Here is a 21197-nt window from a genome sequence, read left to right on the forward strand (position 1 = left end):
GCCAGCGCCACACCGTCTGATCACCAAGAAAACACAGGGAGGACCATCATGACCACTGCGCCCCAAGTGTCACGCCTTCTCATGGTGTCCGTCACATCCAGCCTGTTTGCAGCGACGTGCTGGTCCGCCGACACCGAGTTGATCACAGCGCCGCAAAGAGTGGCCGCAGCCACCGCCACGGCCAACCATGCCGCCAGTTGCGTGGCCGCCCAGCCCTTCTACTGGGAGATCGGCAATGGCCAGACCATGCTGGCATCCGGCCAGGTTGGCCGCAAGGCACCCGACGCCCATACCGCCATGCCGATTGCATCCGCCTCAAAGTGGGTCTATGGGGCCTACGTCGCCGAACGCCGCCAGGGCAAGCTCAGTGAGGCCGACATCCAGTTCCTCAACTTCCGCAGTGGCTACACCGGCTTTCGAACCTGTTTGCGCGGACAGACCGTGGCCGAATGCGCGTCCAGCCTCATCAACCACCATGGCGAGCGTGATGACGAGGCCATCGGGCTGTTCAGCTACGGGGGCGGCCACATGCAGACCCATGCCACCCAGCAGATGGGCCTGGGCTCGCTCGACAACGACGGGCTGACCCGCGCCATCAAGGCCGGTCTGAGCCCATTGGGCAGCAACTGGGCCATCAACTACACCCAACCGCAACTGGCTGGCGGCATCAACAGCACAGCGGCCGACTATGCTGTCTTTCTACGTGGTCTGATCACGCAGAACCTGCAAATGGGCAAGCTGCTGGGCAGCCACGCGGTGTGCACCAACCCCAGTGTGTGCCCCAGTCAGGCCGTCAAGACCCCTTTGCCCACCACGGAGCAATGGCAGTACTCGCTGGGCCACTGGGTGGAAAGTGACCCCAAGGTGGGCGACGGGTCGTTCAGCAGCCCAGGCGCTTTCGGCTTTTACCCCTGGATCGATGCCCACCGCCGCTTCTACGGCATCGTGGCACGCGCATCGCTGGATGGCGCCACGTCCAGCGATCCGGCCGAGAAGCCCTACTTCAAGTCGATCGCCTGCGGCAGGGACATCCGGGCAGCCTGGCTGAGCGGTGAAGCACGCAATTGATGCCTGACGATCACGACGCCAGCAGGCTCAACAGACCACTGGCGCGCCGCGTGGGCTGCTGCACGGCGGCCTCCAGCAAGCCGGATTGCGGCGCCACCAGCGTGAAGGCCTGCCTGGCCCGCGTGATACCGGTGTAGACCAACTCGCGGTTGAGCACACTGGCCCCGTGCGGTGGCAACACCAGCACGGTGTGCTCAAACTCGGACCCCTGGCTCTTGTGTACGGTCATTGCAAACGCCGTTTCCACATGGGCCAGGCGACTGACGCCCACCGACCGCACCACCGGCCCATCCATGAAATAGGCACGCAAACCGGCACCGGCGACAGGTGAAGGCAACACCACACCGATATCGCCATTGAACACGCCGAGGTTGGCATCGTTGCGGGTGATCATGATGGGCCGACCGACGTACCACTCGCCCTTGGGCTGCAAGAGCCCTGCTTCGCTCAGTGCCTTTTCCACCCGCAGATTGAGGCCAGTTGTGCCCCAATCACCATCACGCACGGCACACAACAGGCGAAAACGGTCAAAGGCCTTCAACACGGCCGCCACCCAGCTTTCATGCGCATCCGCATCGCCAGGCGGTGGACGATTGGTCAGCGTGCCCGCGTAGGCCGCATAACTGGCCGCAGCCCCCTCGCGCCCGCGGACAGCCAGGAGCAGCACATCAGCAGGGGTGGCACTGGTCAAGGCACGCAAGGCCCCACTGCGGTCCTCGCGAAGACACTGCAGGGCCCGCAAGGTGTCACCCCGGTTCACCGCCAGCGCCAACTGCCCAATGGGGCCGCCAAAGCGCCGGCTTTCACGCAACATCACAGTCTGCTGGGCCAGCATGGACGCATCCCCCTCAGAGACCAGGTAGTCGGGTGGCAGCACCTGGCCTGCCACACTCAGGGCATAGCGGGCCGTCTCCGTGCTGTAGCACCCAGCCTCGGCATCGCGACACAAGTCACCCAGTACGGCACCGGCCTCTACGGAGGCGAGCTGATCCTTGTCCCCCAGCAAGATCAGCCGGGCGGTGGGCGGCAAGGCATCCAGCAAGGCGGCCATCATTTCCAGGTGGATCATGGACGCCTCGTCCACGATGAGCACATCGACATCCAATGGGTTCGCGGCATGAAAGCGCAACGCACGGGTGTCGGGGCGCGCGCCCAGCAAGGCATGCAAGGTGCGCGCAGCACCCATGCGCTGCGTGAAGCCACTGAGGTCCAACTGCTCACCCAGACGCTGCCCCAGATCTTCCAGCGACGCGTCAATGGACTGTTTCAGGCGGGCGGCGGCCTTGCCGGTTGGCGCAGCCAGCGCCACACGCAGTTGCTCACGAGCCGGGTCGACGGCATACAGCAAGGCCAGCAAGCGGGCCGCCGTGTAGGTTTTGCCCGTGCCAGGCCCCCCGGTGATGACCGACAAACGCCCACGCAACGCCACGGCACAAGCCAGCTTCTGCCAATCCACCCGGGCATGGGGTTGAGCGCCGGCGTCGGCCACTTCGGGAAACAGCTTGTCCAGCCAGTTGCGCACGGCGCCCTCGTCCACCTCTCCAGCCGACTGGCTGCGCAGATCGATCTGACGGGCCACCGCGCACTCGTGCAGCCAGTAGCGGCGCAGATACAGACGCGGCGCGGTATCCGAGCCGGCCAGCACCAACGGCTGCCCTTCGTCGGCATCCCCGCGTTCCACGGCCCGCACCACCCGCGATGCCTTCAATGGCGCCAACCAGTCAGCCACCCGGCGAGGCAAACCAGGCCAGCAGGCACGCCATGCCTCCTGCCCGGCTTGAGGCCACGCCAGCAGGTCTTCCGGGGCAGATACCAGTTCGGCCAGCGGCAGGCAGGTGTGGCCACGCCCCTCCATCTGGGCCAGCACGGCGACCGTCAGACAAACCGTTGGCGTGACTTGGTCGTCCAACTCCATGACGAACCGGGCCAGCGCCACATCCAGCCGACGCAACCAGCCGGCTTCCGCCCATTGATCGAGCGTGTGCATCATCTCGTGTGGCCTCATATTGCTGGCTCCTCGGGGCTCGCCAGCATGGCATCCAGTGCGGTCAGCAGCTCCAGACACGGCGGCAGGACGTGACTGCCTTGCTCAGGCCCGTCTATGCCCCGCAGAAACAGGTACACCGCGCCGCCAAGGTGCGTTCGGGGCGCATACGCGGCACCCAATCGATGGCGCAACAGCCGGTGCAGGGCGAGCATGTACAACGCGGCCTGGACGTCGTAGCGGTGCTCGGCCATGGCCTCGGTCAACGCGCGGGCGTGATAGGCCTCGCCATCGTTGCCCAGGTGGTTCGACTTGTAGTCCAGCACCCAGTAGCGGCCGCCGTGCTCGAACACCAGGTCGGCAAAGCCCATCAGCATGCCGTGCAACTCCCGCTCGGGCAGGCTCGGCCGCTCCACACCGGGCAGCAAATGGGTACGACACAAGGCATCGACTTCGGCAGCCTGCAAACGGCCAGCAGGCAACCAGAACTCCAGCTCGGGCAGCACGTGGTGGAGCTCGCGCAAGCTGGCCCCTACCCCGCCCAGCGGAGTCCGCGTGACACGGCTCAGCCACTGCACCACGTCGTCCGCCTGCTCGGCCCGCCCCGCGCGCTCACATCGCCTGTGCAAGCGGTCGGCGTTGGCTGTCCCCTCATCGAGCGCGAAGTGCTCCATTGCCAGCCACTCCAGCTGGTCGTGCAAGAAGTTGCCAGCCAGGGCACCACGCGTGAAGCGGTGCCATGCAGGACTGGGCTGCGGCTCCAGCAACAGACTCATCTGCCCCGCCGCCGATACCACTGGTGACGTATTCAGGCTGTCAGCTGCAGGCATGGGCGAGATCGCTGCCCCCGCCTCGGCACTGATTTCGTCATCAGCGGGGCGCGCCTGCAAGGTCGGCAACAGGCTGTTGCCACCCGCCATGGCCCGAACCAGGGAGGAAAAGCTCCCGATGCCCCAGCGGCGATCGAACTGGCCGGCATAAGGCGGGCTGTCCTGCAGGACCTCATCGTCACACCCTGCTGCCAGACGACTGCGGGCCACCGTCTCCGGACGGGTCAGCAGTGTCATGTCATGACAGCCCTCTGCCAAGGCCTGCAAATGCGCCATCAAACCGTCCGGCCCGGTGCCCTGATGGCCCATCAACAGATAGCCCACCGCGCTTTCATGCGTGCGGCACTCCTCGCTGTTGCCGACCTTGAGCGCAGCCACACCCATCCACATCGTATGGCGGGCACGGGTCAATGCCACGTACAGCAAACGCAGGTCTTCACGCAGACGCTCACGGTCGGCCTGGGCCAATGCCGCATCGTCATACTGCAGGCGCAGCTCGCGCTCGCCATCCTCATTCAAGGTGTTCACAAAAGGCGTCTTGCTGCGCTCCACCTTGCGGAAGCTGCATGCGAACGGCAGGCATACCACCGCGTACTCCAGCCCCTTGCTCTTGTGCACCGTCACCACCTTGACCAGATCCGCGTCGCTTTCCAGCCGCACGATCTGCTCATCACTGCTGTTGCGTCGGTCTTCCATCTGCAGAGTCAGCCAGCGAATGAGCGCCTGCTCACCGTCGAGCTGGGCACTGGCCGTCTGCAACAGCTCGGCCAAATGCAGGAAGTTGGTCAGGCGTCGCTCGCCGTCAGGCTCCTGCAACCAGCGCGCCGGCAGATCGAGCTGGTGCAGGGTCTGCCGCAACATGGTCAACACACCCTGACTCATCCAGACGCCGTGCAGCGCTCGCAACTGGGCACTGCGCTCGTCAAAGGCTTCATCATCCGAGGCCAGCCAGGCAAGCTCGTCCAGACTCAGCCCCACGGTGCGCGTAGCCAGGCCCGCCCGCACCAGGCGTACATCCAGCGGGGCAGCCACCGCGCGCAGCCAATGCAGCAGGTCGCGGGCCTCATCACTGTCAAAAACCGAGTCTTTGTCAGACAGGTAGACCGAGGCCACACCGCGGCGACGCAACTCGCGACGCACGGCATCGGCTTCCTTGCCCGTGCGCACCAGCACCGCGATATCGGCCGGACGCAGCCGCTTGAAGGGCTCCCCATCCCGGTCAAAGCCCATGTCCGGGTTGTTCAGCCACGACACGATCTGCTCTGCACAGCACTCGGCAAACCGGGCACGATGCTGATCGCCATGGCTCAATTGCAGGTCGGCCACGATCTGCATGGCCGGTACCACCCTGCCCGCCAGTTGCAGTTGTTCTGGCCGACCATTGGCCTGCACTGGCACAAAGGGCAAGGGGTTCGCGTCACCGTCACGGAAGAGAAACGCCCCTTCGGGCAACTTGCGCTCGCCTTGTTCGAACCAGTGATTCACCGCGCTCACCAGGGCATGGGTCGAGCGATAATTGGTATCGAGCACATAGTGGCGGCCCTCGGTTGCACGCCGCGCCTGCAGATAGCTGTAGATGTCCGCGCCGCGGAAGCCATAGATGGACTGCTTGGGGTCACCAATGAGCAACAAGGCAGAACCGCGCTCGTTGGCCGCCGTGCGGTAGAGCTGGTCAAAGATGCGGTACTGCAATGGCGACGTATCCTGGAACTCGTCGATCAAGGCCACCGGATACTGCGCAACGATGCGCTCACGCAAACGCAGGCCATTCGGACCTGCCAAGGCATTGTCCAGCCGGGTCAGCATGTCGGCAAAACCAAAGGTACCCGCTTGCTTTTTCAGGCGCGCCATGCGCTCGCTCACCCTTGCCACGGCATGCAGCCGCATGGCCACACGTGGGTCAGGCAAGGCATCCAGCTCAGCCAACAGCTGTTCAAAGGCAGCGAAATGCGCGGGGGTATCGGCAGGCAAGATGCCCGTCTTGTGGGCCTCCAGCAGGCCTTCCGGCGTCAGACGCTTGCGTGCCGAGTCCGTCAGCACCAGTCCGGTTTCCGGGCTTCTGGCCCATGCTGCCAATCGGGCCAGCCAGTCTGTGTAGTAGCGGGCGCTGAGCTTCTTGCGGTCCCAGTCGCAGGTTTTGGGTGCTGTCTGGCCGTCCAGCCAGATTTGCATGGCCTGAGCGCGCTCATCCCAGCCCGCCGCCAAAGCCTGCAAGCGCTCGGCCCTGGCCGTCATCTCACGCGCCAGGCACTGACCCAGCGAGCCTTGACCGGCCTCTTTCGGCACAGTCTGGTTGATCAGTTGACGAACATCGGCCTGCAGGTGATCGACGCTGGGCCACAGGCCCAACACCGTGTCCAGCTCGACCCCGGACAAGGGGTAGCCATGCTGGCGCCAGTAATCCTGTGTGGCCTCGGTCAGCAAGGTGCGCTCGTCGGCCACCAGCTCTTCGTCAAAGAGGTTGCCGCTGTCAAAGGCGTGCTCGCGCAACATGCGTTGACACCAGGCATCGATGGTGTGTACCGAGGCATCGTCCATGCCCTCGGCTGCCATGGCCAGACGCCACGCAGCAGCTTGCCGCTCGGCACCCTCTGCATAGTCGGCCATCAGCTCGCGCAACAGGGCATCGTGACTGGCCGGCTGAGCCTCGCCACGGAAACACTGCGCAGCTTCAATCAAACGTGCGCGGATCCGGTCAGACAACTCGCGCGTGGCAGCCCGGGTAAAGGTCATCACCAGAATATCTGCAGGGCGCAGCGGGCGCTCAAAGCCGTGCTCGCCCCCATGGCCCAGGACCAGCCGCAAATACAGTGCGGCAATCGTCCATGTCTTGCCTGTGCCGGCACTGGCTTCGATCAGACGGCTCCCCCACAGCGGGAACGTCAGCGCATCGAGCTTGCAGGAGCTTGTGCCGTTCATGCTGCACCGCCTTCTTCTGCTGACCCTGCACCGGGGTGCATGGTGCACTGGACATGCCCATCGATCCACGTACACAAGGGGCCATACAGGGTTTCAGCCCATCCATCAAACTCGCCGTCAGCACACAGCGCTTCGTAATCCGGGTAGAGCCGGTACAGACACGGGTCCTCGCGTTCCGCCGAGGCGTTGGCCGTCCCCTCATAGACTTGCCATGGCTTGCCTGCCGCATCCAGGGCAGCCAAGGCCGTCCGCAAGGCCACGGGCAAAGGTCGGCTCAAACCCTCTTGCCACGCGTCGATCAGCCCCACCAAGGTCTGTCTGGCATCCACCGGGTCCATGGGCGCCACGTGCAAGGTCGCATCGCGGCCAACCAGCAGGCCAGCCACCTGTTCCCCACAGGCGGCTGCAGCGAGGCTGCGCACCCAGGCCACCACCAATTTGTCCGGGCGGGCAACCCACCCCACACGGGCACGTTTGACTGCCACTTTGCCCGTGTCCAGGTCCAACCACACCGGCGTTCCATCAGCCCCGACTGCCACCCGCAGGTGATCCAGCCAGTCCTCCAGCACCACCGTGCCATGGGTCAGGTGCAAGCGTCTCCGCGGCGCCGGCTCGGCATGTTCGCACTGCATGGCCAGCCACGTTTGCAGCATGGGCTGAACCGTGTCACGCAAGGCCTGGAGCGTGCGCTCCCCCACCCCGCCGAGCGGCAGGCGCCCGGAGCGCTGCAAGCTTTCAAGGCAGCCAGACACCCGGCGGCTGAGCTCGGCCTGGGCTGCAGGCAGCCCCTCTGGCAACTGACTGAGCACAGCGTCACTGACCTCACGAATCAAGCCATACTCTTCAAGCCCAGCAAGGCCAAAAGCCTCGTCATCAAGGGCCTCATCCACATCGCTCTCAAACACCACGCCCAGGCGCTGTTTGAAGAATGCACGAACCGGATGGCGCAGGAAACGAGCGAGATCGACGACCGTCAACGGCACATGCGGATCGGGCTCAAATCGCGGCAAAGCGGGAATGCCTGCGCGCTCAGACAGACTCACCTCTGCGTGCACATGCGCGGCACGCCACTCTCTGGCGTAGGTCACCAAGGGCGAGTTGGGTTCGAAATAACGGCGGCTGAAAGGCTGAAGCGGGTGTTCAGTGGTGCGCTGGGCCAATACCGGCCCCTGCCACCCTGCTGCCAGGTAATCACGCAACTGCGACACCAACACGGAGGGTGGCTTCTCGGTGTTGTCTCGCACACTGCGGCCAGTCCAGCTGACATACAGCACCTGCCGCGCAGAGAGCAAGGCTTCCAGCATCAACTGCCGGTCGTCATCCCGACGCGAGCGATCTCCCGGACGCACCTGACCTGGCAAGCCCATCAGGTCGAAATCACTGCGAGGTGAACGGCGTGGGTAGTCCCCATCGTTCATCCCCAGCAAGCACACCACTTCAAAGGGAATCGCCCGCATTGGCATCAGGGTGCAGAAGGTCACCCCACCCGCCCGGAAGCGCTTGTTGAGGGTGGGCTCCTCCAGCGCGCCCAGCCAGGCTTCACGGGCCACCGACAGCGGCACCGCCGTATCGCCAAACCCGGCCTGCTCACAGGCATCCAGCCAGACGTTCAAGGCCTGATCAAGGGCGGCCAAGGTCATGCGGTCCGCGTCGTCCAAAGGCTTGAAAACGGCCGCCAGCAGGGCCCGCCCCCGTTCTGCCCACACGATGGGAGCCGCAGGCTTTGAAGCATCGGCCCACCAGGCCATCAAGGCTCCCAGCAAACCTGACAGCCCGCCGGCCAGCTCGGCATCCAACCCGCCAACCTCTGCATAAGGCTCAATACCCGCAAAAGGCATTGCCGTGCCACTGGCATAGCCCAGCAACATGCGCTGCAGACCGAACCAGCTGGTGTTCTGCTCGCCACAGGCACCCAGGCCCAACTCATCACGCTGAGCCGCACTCAAACCCCAGCGGATACCGGCACCAGCCATCCAGCGAGTCAGACGCGGCATGGCGTCGGCATCCAACCCGAAGCGCGCGGCAATGGCGGGCACATCCAGCAGATCACGCAGTTCGCTCATGCGGCAGCGTTGCTGCGAAATGCGCAACAACCATTCCATGGCCGTCACCAGCGGGCTGCTGGCACGGGCACTGAGGTCGGCAATGTCGAACGGAATGTAGCGGGTATCGTGCCGGCTGTACTGCCCGAAAACGGCACGGATCGCCGGTGCGAACTGGTCGATGTCGGGCACCATGACCACCACATCACGCGGCTGGATGGCCCGCCCCTGGTCGGGCGGTCTGGCAAACAGTTGCAGCAACTGGTCATGCAGGATCTCCACCTCCCGCAGCGCCCCATGCGCCACATGGAACACGATGGAGCGGTCCGCAGCCTGAGCGGCCATGGCCGGGTGCTCAGCCAGAGGTACCAGGTCGCGAATGCGGTTTTGCACCTGCCTCAACAAGGGGGCGTCTGCCGGCTCCTCCTCATCAAACAGGTCTACGCGAGGCAATGGCAACCGTTCAAGCGCGCTTTGGGTGTCATCAAACTCATCGAGCTGACGCACGAAATCACGCCCTTGCCGCCCCCACGCTGCCAGCAAGGGGTGGGCGTGGGCATGCATTTCCTCAAGCGGCAGCGCCGACAGATCCCGCCCCCCACGCAGAGGGTGACGCCTGCGCGCCATGCGCAACAGCTCACGCCCATCGATGATGTCTGCCCAGTGGAATCGACACGGGTTGGGAATGGCCAGCATCACCTGGCTGTGATGGGCCAACGCTGCCAGCGTCTGCAAAGTCGGCAAGGGCACGGCGGTCATCCCGAACAACACCACCCGCCGTGCCACAGGGCTGGCCAGCGGGCCACCACCTTGCAGCGTGTCCAGCACCTGCCGATGCAAACGCGGGCGCGTCCAAGCACGCTCACGCTCACTCAACTCGGACAGGATGGCCCGCCACAGGCGCGGCTGCCACATCTGATCAGCGGGGACTGCACGGGCCGGGCCATGGACATGAGGCAACTCGTCCCGGCCGTCTGCCCAGGCATCCAGCCAGTCTGCACGATAAACCTGATACTGGTCGTACAGATCAGCCAGACGAGACGCCAGCTGAAACAGCCGATCAGGCTCGCCGGGCTGCAGGAAACCGGCAACCGGCTCGAAGCCCGGTTCCATCAGCAAGGCTGGCAGCAGGCGCATGAGGCGCCAGGTCAATGGCTGCTTGTCCAGCGGTGAATACGCCGGCACCTGGTCCCGCCCCAGCACCTGCCGGTAGGTGCGCCACAAGAAACGCGCGGGCAACTCGACCCGAGCGGCCGCACACACCCCACCCTGCTGAGCCAGCGTCATCTTCAGCCACTCGGCCATGCCATTGCTTTGCACCAGAATGACCTCTTCTTCCAGCGGCGCCAGAGGCTGACGCTCCAGCCAGGCCAGCACGGCCTCGGCCAGCACCTCTGATCGGTTGCCATGCAAGGCAATCAGACCAGGAAGAATCGGATCAGTGAACGTTGGCGAAGATGACATCCCCATAGTGTCGCGGAGATTGCAGGCATTCCCAGCCTCGCGTCACGGTGAAACCACGCCCCCAGGTCGCGGCGGTTTCTGAAATTGGCCGGCCATCCTGGCGCTTTATCGGCTGCGCGAACGATTGCCAGCAGCTATAACCTCAGTTGCACTCATTTCCCAGAGCCCTGGACCATGCGCGTGAATTCGTTCGATGTGTTTGACACCTTGATTGCCCGGCGTTGCATCGAGCCCGGCAACATCTTTGCGCAGATCGAGTACAAAACCGGCATCACGAACTTCGCCCTGGCCCGACGCCGTGCCGAAGCCAGCGTGGCCTCTGGCAACTACACCCTCGATGACATCTACGCCGCGCTACAGCAACAAAGCGACCTGACAGCCGATCAAACTGCGCACCTCAAACATCTGGAGATAGCGGAAGAAATCGACAACGCCATCCCCATTACCGACAACATGCGACTGGTGCGCAATGGCGACCTGCTCATCTCGGACATGTACCTGCCACCCGAGGTGATCCGTCACATGCTCGACAAATGCGGGCTGGACAAGGAAGTCACCTTGATCGTGACATCTGGAGGCAAACATTCCGGGCAGATCTGGCAACACTTCAATGGCAAAGTCGAACTCGACATCCACACGGGGGACAATGCCCACTCTGATGTCCACTCCCCACTGAGCAGCGGCATTTATGGCCGACATACCCAACTGCACAGCCCCTCCAGCTACGAAAAATTCCTGATCGACAACGGTTTCAAGCACATGGGGCGCCTGATTCGAGAGTTGCGCCTGAAGATGCTGGATTCATCCCGGGGAATGACGACATTCAAGGAAATGGAACTGCAGATCGGCATCAACATCCCGATCCTGCTCATGGCCGCAGCGGCGATCGAGAACCTCGCTCAGACACAGCACGCCGACCGCATCCTGTTTTGCAGCCGTGACTGCTACTACCTGTTTCGCATCCATCAGGCGCTGTTTGGCAAACAACCCGCCAGCGTGCCTGCGACCTACTTCTACACCAGCCGCCACGCCCGCGTGAAGGCCTCCGATGCCTATCTGGCTTACGTCCGCCAACTGGTCACGGACCAGAGTCTGGTGGTCGACCTCTGCGGCACAGGCTGGTCGCTCGGTGAGTTGTATGCCAAGGCAGGCCTGCAACCCATGACCATGCTGATGAACTACATGGGCAGCTCGAAGATGTATGACGGCATGGGCGAGCGCAAGCCGATCGACAAGCTCCACTACCTCAACAATGACATCGCTGCCAACAACGCGGTGCTGGAAGCCTTGAACTACACCGACCACGGCATGGTGGAAGACGTGGTGCACATAGCAGAATGCCACGCGTTCGTGCCGCTCCTGGAAGACCCCTGCTATCCCAACGGGGTGCAGCGCTACATCAACGTCATTCAGGAAACCCATCGAGCCTTGCTCAGCCTGCTGCCCGACCATGACACGGCGGCCGTGCGGCAAGAACTTCTCGCCCGCAAGGAGATTCTGCCCAGAATGGTGGAGATCCTCAGCGTGGATGTCAAAGACAAGGTGCACCACCTGCCGGACGTCGCGCACTACCACGTCGGGCAGGATCAGCGGTCGATGTGGCGACTCAAAAAGCTGACCGCCACACATACATGAACGCAAGAGTACCGTCCTCCGTTCATGGGCGCTGCCGGGGACGAATTTTTCGTAAAGAAGAAGCCCTGCACCCTCAGTAGTCCGAGGTGTAAGATGCCTCGCTTTCATGCGAGGACACATCATGCGCGCAACCTCCTGCCGTCTTGTCAAACTGGCCGTTGCTGGCCTCATGGGCCTCGCTGTGACTGCGTGCTACATGCCAGATCGCAAAGAGCACGCCACACTGAAGATCGAGCGTGACGGCGCTTTCAGTTTCAACGGTCGTCCCACCACTGAACCGGCACTGCAAAACGCCATCATGGCCATCCACCACGACGACACCCCGCTGTACGTTGAAATCGAGGCGTCGCCGAGCGCCAACATCAAGGTCATCCGAACAGCGGTGGCAGACATCGAGGCCGCCCACGCCCGCGTTGCCTTTGCCGGCATGACCGTCGCCGAATAAATTGATTCATGCCGTACACAAACGGCTGAATTGCGTGGTGACCTGCGCTTCAAGCCCTTTGCGATAGCGCAAGTCGCCCCCACCCTGTGGAGGCAAGAATCGCTCCGAATGTGTCCGATTTTCCAATTCGTGCAATCCACGATGGGATCAGGGCACCCTTCCAAAAGGAGCGAGAAGCATGTCCATCACCACTTTCTTTATCCCCAACGAAAATCTGATGGGGGCCGGCTGTTTGAGTGAAGCCGTCAAGGTCATCCAGCAAAAGGGCTTCCGCAAAGCCCTGATCGTTACCGACAAGCCCCTCAATGAGCTGGGCATCGCGAGCCGCGTGGTCGGCCTGCTGCGTGAGGCAGGTATGGATGGCACCATCTTTGATGGGGTCAAACCCAACCCCAGCACGGCCAATGTGGAAGCCGGTCTGCAAGCTTTGAAGTCAGGCGAGTGCGACTTCGTGGTGTCGCTGGGCGGCGGCTCGCCTCACGATTGCGCCAAAGGCATTGCCCTCGTCGCAGCCAACGGCGGCAAAATCAGCGACTACGAAGGCGTGGACCGCTCTGCCAAGCCTCAACTCCCCCTGATCGCCATCAACACCACCGCCGGCACCGCCAGCGAGATTACCCGTTTTTGCATCATCACCGATGAATCGCGTCACGTGAAGATGGCCATTGTCGACCGCCACACCACGCCCATCCTCTCGGTCAATGACCCGGAACTGATGGTGGGCATGCCCAAGGGGCTGACCGCTGCAACCGGCATGGACGCCCTCACCCATGCTGTTGAAGCTTATGTGTCCACCGCTGCCACCCCGATCACCGATGCCTGCGCCCTGCAAGCGATTCGCCTGATTGCAGCCCACCTGCGTGATGCGGTGGCTGATGGCAAGAACATGGTGGCACGAGAGCAGATGGCCTACGCTCAATTCCTTGCGGGCATGGCGTTCAACAATGCCTCATTGGGCTACGTTCACGCCATGGCTCACCAGTTGGGCGGTTTTTACGATCTGCCTCATGGCGTCTGCAATGCCGTGCTGCTGCCCCATGTGCAGGAGTACAACGCCCAACTGGTTGCCGCGCGACTCAAGGATGTCGGCGAAGCCCTCGGGGCATCGGTAGCTGGCTTGTCTGCCGAAGCTGGTGCCCAAGCTGCCATCGGAGCGATCCGCACGCTGAGCGCCGATGTGGGCATCCCGGCCAACCTCACCCTGCTTGGCGCCAAACGCGAAGACATTCCGACCCTGGCAGCCAATGCCATGAAGGACGCCTGCGGGGTCACGAACCCACGTCGCGCGACCCAAGCGGAGATCGAAGGGATTTTCGCTGCCGCGATGTAACACAGTCGCGCGTTCTCTGCAAAAGCCCCACGGATGTGCCAAGTTCGCGGGTATTGCCAAGATAGCGGCGATACCCGCGCACGGCATGCTGCCATGTGTCGCCGGTGCCAACCCTTTTACTGCTAGAAACTGGAAAAAAACATGTCTGACGTGCTCAACAAGCTGAAGTGGCGCTATGCAACCAAGAAGATGGATCCCAGCAAGGCTGTTCCACAAGACAAGGTGGATCGCATCCTGGAAGCCATCCGACTCAGTGCCACATCCAGCGGCCTGCAGCCGTATCAGGTCATCGTGGTGACCAATCCCGAATTGCGCGCCCAGATCAAACCTGTGGCGTGGAACCAGGAGCAAATCACCGACTGCTCGCACCTGCTGGTCTTCGCCGCCTGGGACAACTACACACCCGAGCGCATCAACGCGATGTTTGATCTGGTCAATGAAGAGCGCGGGTTCAAGAACGAAGGTTGGGAAGCCTATCGTCAGATGCTGCTCGCCAACTACCCGAACCGCGACGCTGAAACCAACTTCCAGCATGCTGCCCGCCAGGCCTACATCGGGCTCGGATCAGCCCTGATCGCAGCAGCAGAAGAAGAAGTCGACTCCACTCCGATGGAAGGCTTTGACCCCGCCAAGGTGGACGCCATCCTGAAGCTGCGCGAGCGCGGGCTGCGGTCGGTCATCTTGCTGCCACTGGGCTACCGTGCCTCGGAAGGCGACTGGCTGGTTAACCTGAAGAAGGTGCGCCGCCCCAGCGACGAGTTCATCATCGAGATGAAATAAGCTGAAACCCAACCATCACCTCTCTGGGGTTGGCAACGTCATGTTGCCAACTCGTTGACCCCTGGTGGAATGGGGCCCCACCTGGCGGCCCCATTCCCGAATGTGAACCCGACTTGCGTGGTCGCCAGACCACTGTCACCATATCCATGGTGAAACAATGGGAATTTGTCTCACATCCTGGTCACTACTTCAGTTTTGAAACGAGTGACCGATTAACAATCCCAAGCGGGTACCACATTCACATAGGCCACATGAACAGATTCCTAGCGGCCAGCCTGGTGGCTATTGGCCTGATTAGCATCACCATGACCGCGCAGGCGGCAGGTGCGACCGTTCAGACTCGTTTCGGTGAACTCAAGACCAATGACGACGCTGAACTGCTGTTCAAGGGCCAGGTCATACCACCTGGCATCATCCTTCCTGATGCCAGCGGCATCGTCGCTGGCTACAAACTCGATGGAGCAGACGTCTTCCTGATCAGGCAACTGACAGGGGGCGATGCCTGCCCAGGGCTCTACGTCTTCCTCACGGTGAAGGCAGACTCCGCAACGGCCACCCCCGAATTTGGCACCTGCCATGCCGAGGCCATCAGCCCGGAACAGGAAGGGCAAACCATCTCCTTTTCCATGACCAATCTGGAAAAGCACAGCAAGACGCGGTTCACCTATGACCACGGCACCTTGCTGGAAGACGGCAAGCCACACCACTGAGTAAGCCCATGCACACCACAGCCATGCGGATTGCTGTCTGGATCCTGCTTGGGCTGACTGCTATCGGCTTGGCCGGAACCCAACTGGCCGATGGGGCCTGGGTAGTGCTCCTCGACAATCTGCACTGGACGGCATCGTTTGCCACTGGCTACCTGCTGGCACAACTCGGCAAGATCCGCGCCAAAGCCGGCCCCCCGCGCCGTATGCACAACTGGTTTGCACGCAGCCTCGCATTGCTGCTGACTGGTCAGCTGGTCTGGGATGTGCAAGTCTGGCTGGACATCAAAGGCTTCCCGGTTCCCTCCGATCTTTTTTTCCTGGCTGCCGGCCCGTGCCTGACCATCGGTCTATGGCAACTTGGCAGAGCCCACCTGAACCCCGGTCAATGGCGCATGGTCTGGCTGGATGCCATTGCATCGCTGGTTGCATGTCTGGCGGCCACCATGGCCTTGTTGTTGCCTCAGCAGGGGCAATACAGCATCGTGCAGGTCGGTGTCCTGGCGCTCTACCCGATGCTCTGGCTGATGCCAGCCAGCTTGGCACTCAATATTGGGCTCAAATCGCACGCTGCACCCACTTGGCAGGCTTATCTGCTACCAGCAGTCGCCAGCATCCTGGCCATCTGCTGGGCCTTCTGGAATCACCAGGCGCTCACCAACAGCATTGAATCAGGAGGGTTGGTCAACCTGGCCTACTCGCCAACAGTAATCCTGCTGGGCCTCGCTGCCGCCCATTACAGACTGGCCCCTCAAAGGGACCCCAAATGGGCTCATGCCTGCGAGACCATATTGCGCATGCTGCCCCTGGTCTTGATGCTGCTGGCCGCCGTCGCCATGATCGCTGCAGCCACCATGACCACCATGCCGCCGGGTACCCGTATCAGCATCGGCATTGGCAGCGCGCTGGTTGTGGTCATGGCCTTCATCCGCCAGTTCTTCCTCATGGAAGAACACGATCGACTGCTGGCGGCCGAACGACAGCTTCGACTCAGAGAGACTGAACTGGAAAGCCGCGTTCAGGATCGCACCCTGGAGCTCGCCACGGCGATGCGTGCGGCTGAGGCTGCCAACCGGGCGAAAACAGAGTTCCTCGCCAACATGAGTCACGAGCTCCGCACACCGCTCAACGGCGTGATCGGCTTCGCCCAGCTCGCTCAGATGATGGCCCGAGACGAAACCCCGGAGCTCAAGGACTACCTGTCACACATTCATCAGGCGGGAGACCAGTTGCTACGCTTGATCAATGACATTCTCGACATGTCGAAGATCGAAGCGGGCAAGCTCGAGCTGGAACAGCTGGAGTTCGAACTCAGCGATGTCCTGCAAGCAGCACACGACCAGTTCATCGACGCTGCGCAAGGCAAGGGTCTCGACCTGATGGTCGATTGCCCGTCCTCGGTCCGGCGTGTGGTGCTCGGCGACCCGCTCCGGGTGCAACAAATCCTGAACAACTACATCAGCAACGCCATCAAATTCACTGAGACTGGCCGCATTGTGGTCAGAGCCCAGGTCGAACAGGACGACGGCAAGCTGATGACCTTCCGCATCGAAGTCGATGACACCGGCATGGGCATCCCCGAAGAGGTTCAGGCCACACTGTTCAATGCCTTCCAGCAAGCGGACAACTCGACCACCCGGCGCTTCGGCGGCACGGGCCTGGGTCTCGCCATATGCAAGCAACTGGCAGCCATGATGGGCGGCCAGGTAGGTGTGCGCTCCACCCCTGGTCTGGGCAGTTGCTTCTGGTGCACCCTGGCTCTGCCCCACGGCACCATGCCTCAGGAATGGCCTGATGAGCCCCTGCTGGGCGACCAGATCGCCACCGATGCCCTTCAAGACAGGCACATCCTCCTGGCAGAAGACAACGAACTCAATCAGTTCCTCACCTGCAGCTTGCTCCGGCAGGTGGGTGCACGTGTTTCAGTTGCCAGCAACGGGCATGCCGCACTCGACATGCTCGAAGAGACTGATTACGACTGTGTATTGATGGACATGCAGATGCCCGAACTGGACGGGCTGGAAACCACGCGGGTGATTCGCACCTACCCGCAGCACGCACACCTGCCCATTATCGCGATGACTGCCAATGCGCGCGAAGAAGACCGTGCTCACTGCCTGGCAGCGGGCATGAATGACTTCATCAGCAAGCCATTTCACACAGCAGAGTTGATCGACAAAATCCGTTCATGGACGAACAAGAGCCGCACGCACGGTCAACGCCCGTAACGTTGCTCAACCCAGTTCGGTCCCTTCCACAGTATCCGCAGATCGCGGTAGTGCCAAAGATCCCGCCATAACAACCTGAACTCGTCCGTGTTCAGCCTCAGCGGGTTGTAGGTATGGGGTTGTCGCTCTGTCAGGCCAAACTTCAACGGCCCGGCTGTTTCTTCGGGCTGAAATGTTCCGAACAGCTTGTCCCACACGATGAACATGCCACCGAAATTCGTGTCGATCTGCGCAGGGTTGCTGCCATGGTGCACGCGGTGATGTGAAGGCGTGTTGAACACCATCTCAACCCAGGCAGGCAACTTGCGCACCACCTGGGTATGAATAAAGAATTGGTAAAACAGGCTCGTTTCCACCGCCACCACGGCCCAGTACTTGTCAAAACCAATCAAAGCCAGCGGGAGCCACCACAGAAACGCCACCCCCGTCAGATCGAACAGGAAGTTCTGCCTCAGGGCTGTAGACAGGTTGAATCGGTCTGAACTGTGATGGCTGACATGAGACACCCAGCCCCAACGCACCTTGTGCATGAAGTAGTGCACAAACCAATAGGTGAAGTCGGTCACCACCACCATGAGACACACGGCAAGCACGGGGTTGGCCGGCACGCTGTTCATGCCCAGCGCCCTGACATGGTCATAGAGCACGGTCACGATCAAGGACACCACCACGGCATCGACAGCCTTGTAGAGAAAGCCCATCGAGATGTTGGACAACACATCCGGCCAGGCATAGGCATCTGTCTGACCTCTTTGCTTGACCAGAACCCAGCTTTCCCAGGCGATGAGCAGCAGGAACACACTGCCAGCCACAACCACGAAACCGAGTGCATGCAGGATGTCGTCCATGAATTGAAGCCCTTGCGGAGTTGTCTCTACAGAGGTCCGACTATAGGAACTCCCCTCTCTGCTCGCGTGTCTATTTCCGCCATGATTTGATCAATTTCCGCCATAAATTGATTTCTACAGGGGAAGCCCTCACATGACAAACACCATGCAAGTCAGTGGCGCATGGACCGGGCTGCTGTCTGACTGGCTCCAGGAAAGTGGTACGGCGGCTCCACAGTTGCGCGCGCGGCTAGCCGCCATCCGCGCCGATGACGTCGTGCCCATGTCAACGTGGCGCTTGATGCTGGCAGAGGCAGCTCGGCTTCGCCCGGACATACCCAACCTGGGGCTGCAGATAGGTCAGAAAGTCGAAGCCCGTCATGTCGGTGTACTCGGCTATTTGGTGCTGGCCTCATCCAACCTGGGTGAGGCCTTGATGGCCTACCAGCGCTACGAGCGCCTGTTCTATGGCCTCGACCTCGCACACATCGAAACCCGCGCCGACACCATCGACATCTGCTGGCCGCCATCCGACCAAGGAGCCATTGCGGAGCAACTGTCCATGACGGCACTGATCACCTTCCTGCGTCAGCAACTGAAGGTCTCGATCCCGCTCAATGGTTTGGGATTCATCCATGCTCGGCCACGAATTGCAGCAGCCGAAGTCGCCCGATTCTTTGCATGCCCCATCAACTATGGAGACACGGCAACCCGACTGAGCTTTCCGACAGCAGCCCTTGCCTGGCCACTGCCCCGCCCGGATGCGGGCCTGCGACAACTCCTGAATCAACAAGCCCAGGCACTCCTGCAGGCCTTACCCGACCCGGATGCCTATGACCAGGCCGTGCAACGACTGCTGCTGCGCATGCTGCCCGATGGTCAATTGACCGCAGAACGACTGGCCCGCTCCATGGGGCAATCCGTTCGCACACTGGAGCGCCGACTGAGCGACCGAGGCCTGTCATGGCAGGCATTGCTGGATCGCACCAGAGAACAACTGGCTCGGCAGTATCTACAGGACCCTCATTTGTCTCTGAGCGAGATCGCCCTGCTCCTGGGCTACAGCGAGCAAAGCAACTTCGCACGCGCATTCAAGCGCTGGACGGGCGCCTCCCCGCGGCATTTTCGCCAATCCCCCTGCTGAAGAACAGCTCAAGCGCTGGCTCGGCTATTGCTATGGCTACACTGCGCATTTCGCTGTTCCATCCCCCTCCCCCATTCACCCCATGAGCTGGCTTGGCCATCTGAACCTGGAATACCGCCGAGACGGTGATCGCACCATTGCCCACGATCGCCACCATGGCCCGCTGCGCGTGCTTCAACGGCTCTACCCGGAGGGGCCGGGCATCTGTCATCACGTGCTGGTGCACCCCCCCGGAGGCATCGTCGGTGGTGACGTACTCAACATGGACGCACACCTGACCGCTGGCAGCCACGCGCTGATCACCACGCCGGGCGCGACACGCTTTTACCGCAGCGCTGGACCGCTCGCCGAACAGCGTCTCTGCGCTCGCCTCGAAGACGGGGCGCGGTTGGAATGGCTGCCCCTGGAAACCATTGCCTACCGGGGCTGCCGCGCCGAGAACCGCATGCGCTTTGAGTTGTCGCCTCAGGCTGAAATGATGGGCTGGGACGTACTCGCACTCGGCTTGCCGGCAGCACGAGAGGCATTTGACAACCCCGACAACGCCACCAGCAGCTTCACCCAGCAGATCGAGTTACCAGGTGTCTGGCTGGAGCGAGGCACCGTGCACGCCAACGGCACCCTGTTGCTCGACAGCCCTCTGGGATGGGCTGGCAAGCGCGTCATGGCCACCATGTGGTTTGCACAGGGCACCCCGATCGAGCGCAGCCGCGCTCAGTTGCTCGTGGACGAGGCTCGCGCCTGCATCGATAGCCACCAACTGAAAGCGCTGGCTGGCTGTACCCAGGCGCATGACGAAGTGATCGTGCTGCGGGTGCTGGCAGATCGGGTCGAGCCAGCCATGGAACTCCTGACCCGCATCTGGGCATGCTGGCGTCAAACGGCATGGCAGATACCAGGTGCCACGCCGCGCATTTGGCGGATGTAAACCGACGGCGCCCCCTGAATGGGTGGGCGGACTCAACTTGGGATTAGGCAAGGAGCCAAGCCCCCGAACCTATGATTTGGTCACCAAAAACAAAGTATTGATCAAATCAGGAGGTTTCATGAAGGTTTTGCTGGTCGACGACCATCCGTTGATCCTGTCTGCGCTCCAGTCCATCATCACCAGCCTTGGCGACAACGTGTCGGTGGTGACGGCCAGTTCAGCCCGTGAAGTACGTCAGGCCGTGGTGCCCGGTCACCATCTCGATCTGGTGTTGCTGGATCTGCAACTGGGCGAAGACAACGGCTTCGAGTTGCTTGCCGAGTTGCGTACCACCTATCCCGCCCTGCCGGTGGTGGTCATCTCTGCCTCCGATCGCACCAGCGATGTCATCCGCGTGGTCGACATGGGCGCCATGGGCTTCGTGCCCAAGCGGGCCAGCAACGACACCTTGATCGATGCACTGCGGCAGGTCCTCTCCGGCGGTGTCTACGTCCCGGCCATGACCATGGGCAGCGACCGCTTCTTTGTCAGCAGCACCCATGCATCGTCTTACCAGCCCGCACAGCAGCTGCGCCATTCGGCCATCCAGGGTGGCTATCAGACTCAGCCCTCGCTGGCGCAGTTGGGGCTCACCCCCCGCCAGTCCGATGTACTCAAGCTGCTGCTCAAGGGTCAACCCAACAAGCTGATTGCACGCGAACTGGGCCTGTCCGTAGAAACCGTCAAGGACCACGTTGCCGCGGTGTTGCGCGCGCTGGGCGTCAACTCACGCACCCAGGCAGTCATCGCTGTCAGTCAGATGCTGCAACGACAAGGGCCCTCCTTGTCGGTATTCCATGCCATGGCTGCATGATTCGCCAAGAAAA

14 protein-coding genes are annotated in these 21197 nt (G+C 62.0%); 10 read left to right on the plus strand and 4 right to left on the minus strand.

Features of this window, described 5'->3' with window-relative positions; translation table 11 throughout:
* Nucleotides 1–48 precede the first annotated feature (48 nt).
* Complete coding sequence (locus ACE3PH_RS07465) at nt 49–1068, plus strand: hypothetical protein (RefSeq protein ID WP_374317462.1); 1020 nt, start codon at nt 49–51, stop codon at nt 1066–1068.
* A 10-nt stretch (nt 1069–1078) separates the two neighbouring features.
* On the opposite strand, the gene recD is transcribed toward ACE3PH_RS07465, so the two are convergent.
* From recD to recC, 3 genes are read right to left on the minus strand one after another with little or no spacing between them, the layout of a single operon-like run.
* On the minus strand, nt 1079–3073 hold the full coding sequence (gene recD / locus ACE3PH_RS07470) for an exodeoxyribonuclease V subunit alpha (RefSeq protein WP_374317464.1): 1995 nt from the start codon (nt 3071–3073) through the stop codon (nt 1079–1081).
* Nucleotides 3070–6801 carry an exodeoxyribonuclease V subunit beta gene (recB, locus tag ACE3PH_RS07475; RefSeq protein WP_374317466.1) on the minus strand — a complete coding sequence of 1244 codons (3732 nt, stop codon included), beginning with the start codon at nt 6799–6801 and terminating at the stop codon, nt 3070–3072. The genes recD and recB overlap by 4 nt, the downstream gene beginning before the upstream one ends.
* Complete coding sequence (gene recC / locus ACE3PH_RS07480) at nt 6798–10307, minus strand: exodeoxyribonuclease V subunit gamma (RefSeq protein WP_374317468.1); 3510 nt, start codon at nt 10305–10307, stop codon at nt 6798–6800. The genes recB and recC overlap by 4 nt, the downstream gene beginning before the upstream one ends.
* A gap of 174 nt (nt 10308–10481) precedes the next feature.
* Between recC and ACE3PH_RS07485 the strand changes: the two genes are divergently transcribed.
* The 6 genes from ACE3PH_RS07485 to ACE3PH_RS07510 all read left to right on the plus strand — a co-directional run bounded on the left by ACE3PH_RS07485 (nt 10482) and on the right by ACE3PH_RS07510 (nt 17432).
* Nucleotides 10482–11942: a hypothetical protein gene (locus tag ACE3PH_RS07485; protein ID WP_374317470.1), complete on the plus strand. Its 1461-nt coding sequence runs from the start codon at nt 10482–10484 to the stop codon at nt 11940–11942.
* Nucleotides 11943–12138: 196 nt separating this feature from the next.
* Nucleotides 12139–12387, plus strand: coding sequence for a hypothetical protein (locus ACE3PH_RS07490; RefSeq protein ID WP_374317472.1), 249 nt, complete (start codon nt 12139–12141; stop codon nt 12385–12387).
* A gap of 178 nt (nt 12388–12565) precedes the next feature.
* A complete protein-coding gene (gene yiaY / locus ACE3PH_RS07495) occupies nt 12566–13717 on the plus strand; it encodes an L-threonine dehydrogenase (protein ID WP_374317474.1) in 1152 nt (383 codons plus the stop codon).
* A gap of 141 nt (nt 13718–13858) precedes the next feature.
* Nucleotides 13859–14497, plus strand: coding sequence for an NAD(P)H-dependent oxidoreductase (locus ACE3PH_RS07500; RefSeq protein WP_374317476.1), 639 nt, complete (start codon nt 13859–13861; stop codon nt 14495–14497).
* A gap of 251 nt (nt 14498–14748) precedes the next feature.
* Nucleotides 14749–15207 (plus strand): hypothetical protein, encoded by a 459-nt coding sequence (locus tag ACE3PH_RS07505; RefSeq protein ID WP_374317479.1) that lies wholly within the window; start codon nt 14749–14751, stop codon nt 15205–15207.
* Nucleotides 15208–15215: 8 nt separating this feature from the next.
* Nucleotides 15216–17432 carry a response regulator gene (locus ACE3PH_RS07510; RefSeq protein ID WP_374317481.1) on the plus strand — a complete coding sequence of 739 codons (2217 nt, stop codon included), beginning with the start codon at nt 15216–15218 and terminating at the stop codon, nt 17430–17432.
* Here ACE3PH_RS07510 and ACE3PH_RS07515 read toward each other — a convergent pair.
* Nucleotides 17420–18280, minus strand: a complete 861-nt coding sequence (locus ACE3PH_RS07515) for a sterol desaturase family protein (RefSeq protein ID WP_374317483.1) — start codon at nt 18278–18280, stop codon at nt 17420–17422. The two genes, ACE3PH_RS07510 and ACE3PH_RS07515, sit on opposite strands and share 13 nt — an antisense overlap.
* A 133-nt stretch (nt 18281–18413) precedes the next feature.
* Here ACE3PH_RS07515 and ACE3PH_RS07520 point away from each other — a divergent pair, with 133 nt between their 5' ends.
* From ACE3PH_RS07520 to ACE3PH_RS07530, 3 genes are all read left to right on the plus strand, one after another.
* A complete protein-coding gene (locus ACE3PH_RS07520; RefSeq protein WP_374317485.1) occupies nt 18414–19403 on the plus strand; it encodes an AraC family transcriptional regulator ligand-binding domain-containing protein in 990 nt (329 codons plus the stop codon).
* 82 nt (nt 19404–19485) lie between these two features.
* Nucleotides 19486–20331 (plus strand): urease accessory protein UreD, encoded by an 846-nt coding sequence (locus ACE3PH_RS07525; RefSeq protein WP_374317487.1) that lies wholly within the window; start codon nt 19486–19488, stop codon nt 20329–20331.
* A 118-nt stretch (nt 20332–20449) separates the two neighbouring features.
* Nucleotides 20450–21184: a response regulator transcription factor gene (locus ACE3PH_RS07530; RefSeq protein WP_374317489.1), complete on the plus strand. Its 735-nt coding sequence runs from the start codon at nt 20450–20452 to the stop codon at nt 21182–21184.
* Nucleotides 21185–21197 lie beyond the last annotated feature (13 nt).

The organism is Aquabacterium sp., from assembly GCF_041909175.1.
Classification (GTDB): domain Bacteria; phylum Pseudomonadota; class Gammaproteobacteria; order Burkholderiales; family Burkholderiaceae_C; genus Aquabacterium.

Excerpts from the sequence above, each read along its gene's own strand:
- ACE3PH_RS07465 (WP_374317462.1), top strand. The coding sequence starts at position 49 with ATGACCACTGCGCCCCAAGTGTCACGCCTTCTCATGGTGTCCGTCACA.
- recD (WP_374317464.1), bottom strand. The coding sequence starts at position 3,073 with ATGAGGCCACACGAGATGATGCACACGCTCGATCAATGGGCGGAAGCC.
- recB (WP_374317466.1), bottom strand. The coding sequence starts at position 6,801 with ATGAACGGCACAAGCTCCTGCAAGCTCGATGCGCTGACGTTCCCGCTG.
- recC (WP_374317468.1), bottom strand. The coding sequence starts at position 10,307 with ATGTCATCTTCGCCAACGTTCACTGATCCGATTCTTCCTGGTCTGATT.
- ACE3PH_RS07485 (WP_374317470.1), top strand. The coding sequence starts at position 10,482 with ATGCGCGTGAATTCGTTCGATGTGTTTGACACCTTGATTGCCCGGCGT.
- ACE3PH_RS07490 (WP_374317472.1), top strand. The coding sequence starts at position 12,139 with ATGCCAGATCGCAAAGAGCACGCCACACTGAAGATCGAGCGTGACGGC.
- yiaY (WP_374317474.1), top strand. The coding sequence starts at position 12,566 with ATGTCCATCACCACTTTCTTTATCCCCAACGAAAATCTGATGGGGGCC.
- ACE3PH_RS07500 (WP_374317476.1), top strand. The coding sequence starts at position 13,859 with ATGTCTGACGTGCTCAACAAGCTGAAGTGGCGCTATGCAACCAAGAAG.
- ACE3PH_RS07505 (WP_374317479.1), top strand. The coding sequence starts at position 14,749 with ATGAACAGATTCCTAGCGGCCAGCCTGGTGGCTATTGGCCTGATTAGC.
- ACE3PH_RS07510 (WP_374317481.1), top strand. The coding sequence starts at position 15,216 with ATGCACACCACAGCCATGCGGATTGCTGTCTGGATCCTGCTTGGGCTG.
- ACE3PH_RS07515 (WP_374317483.1), bottom strand. The coding sequence starts at position 18,280 with ATGGACGACATCCTGCATGCACTCGGTTTCGTGGTTGTGGCTGGCAGT.
- ACE3PH_RS07520 (WP_374317485.1), top strand. The coding sequence starts at position 18,414 with ATGACAAACACCATGCAAGTCAGTGGCGCATGGACCGGGCTGCTGTCT.
- ACE3PH_RS07525 (WP_374317487.1), top strand. The coding sequence starts at position 19,486 with ATGAGCTGGCTTGGCCATCTGAACCTGGAATACCGCCGAGACGGTGAT.
- ACE3PH_RS07530 (WP_374317489.1), top strand. The coding sequence starts at position 20,450 with ATGAAGGTTTTGCTGGTCGACGACCATCCGTTGATCCTGTCTGCGCTC.